Here is a 1,334-nt window from a genome sequence, read left to right as displayed (position 1 = left end):
TTAGACTGGCCCCATAGATCACCAGACACTTCGACTCTCTTAAAATAAGAGGTAGTCTTGGAACTATGTTTAATACCAGTCAGAACGATAAGATGGTTGACGTGTTATCAGGGCCTGAACGGCGTCGCCGCCGTACTCCGCAGGAAAAAATTGCCATTATTCAGCAGACTATGGAACCCGGTATGACCGTGTCTCATGTCGCGCGCCTGCATGGCATCAATGCAAACCAGATATTCAAATGGCGCAAGCAATATGAAGACGGCTCGCTGACGGCTGTTGCATCGGGCGAGGAAGTAGTGCCGGCCTCCGAGCTCGCTGCCGCCAATAAGCAAATCCGCGAGCTCCAGCGCCTTCTGGGCAAAAAGACGATGGAAGCCGAGATCCTTAAAGAGGCCGTGGAGTTCGGTCGGGCAAAAAAATGGATTGCGCATGCGCCCTTGTTGCCCGGGGACGACGACTAACCGACGTCTGCCGGAGTATTGGTGTGTCGCGTGCGCAACTGAGCATCAGGGTTCACCGGCCTTCTGACTGGCAGGATCGCAGACGGCAGCCCCGTTCTGACGATACCACCGTATTGTCCCGGATAAACATGGCGGTGGCTGACCTGCCGACGTATGGTTATCGCCGTGTATGGGCGCTGCTGCGACGGGAGTCGGAGCGGGACGGCCTGCCTGTGGTTAATGCGAAGCGGGTGTATCGCATTATGAGAACGCATAATCTGCTTCTTGAACGTAAACCCGCTGCTCCTTGCCGTAAGCGGGCCCATAAGGGGCGCGTAGCAGTAGCGGAAAGTAACCGGCGCTGGTGCTCAGATGGCTTTGAGTTCCGCTGTGATAATGGCGAAAAGCTGCGGGTGACCTTCGCGCAGGACTGCTGCGACAGGGAGATCATTGACTGGGCAGCGAGCACCGGAGGCTATGACAAAGAAACGGTGCAGGATGTCATGCTGGGTGCGGTGGAAAAACGCTTCGGAAGGCAGTTGCCAACAGAGTCGCTGGAGTGGCTGACGGATAACGGTTCAGCCTACAGGGCTCATGAAACGTGGGCGTTCGCCCGGTTGCTGGGACTGGAGCCTTGCACGACAGCAGTGCGAAGCCCGGAAAGCAACGGCATGGCAGAAAGCTTCGTGAAGACGATAAAACGGGACTACATCAGCATCATGCCGAAACCGGACAGCCAGGCAGCGGTGATGAATCTGGCGGTGGCGTTCAGTCATTACAACGAACATCATCCGCATAGTGCACTGGGATATCGCTCACCACGGGAATATATACGCAGGAAGTTATCGCAACCGTAAGAGAGCAAAAACGTCTGGATATATAGGGTCAAATCCA

At 55.5% G+C, this 1,334-nt stretch carries 1 protein-coding gene; it reads left to right on the top strand.

Translation table 11 applies throughout. The annotated features are described in order from the left end of the window. Window positions 1-92 precede the first annotated feature (92 nt). Window positions 93-1,297, top strand: a protein-coding gene (locus tag AU509_RS17705) for an IS3 family transposase (RefSeq protein WP_100053542.1) whose coding sequence is annotated in 2 segments (ribosomal slippage) — window positions 93-411 and window positions 411-1,297 — 1,206 coding nt in all. Because the reading frame shifts where the segments join, the coding sequence is not laid out codon by codon here. The last annotated feature ends 37 nt before the right edge of the window (window positions 1,298-1,334 follow it).

This window comes from Lonsdalea britannica (assembly GCF_002111595.1).
GTDB classification, from domain to species: Bacteria; Pseudomonadota; Gammaproteobacteria; order Enterobacterales; family Enterobacteriaceae; genus Lonsdalea; species Lonsdalea britannica.
Note: the sequence above shows the minus strand (reverse complement) of the source record. Positions and strands in the feature narration are given on the sequence as shown.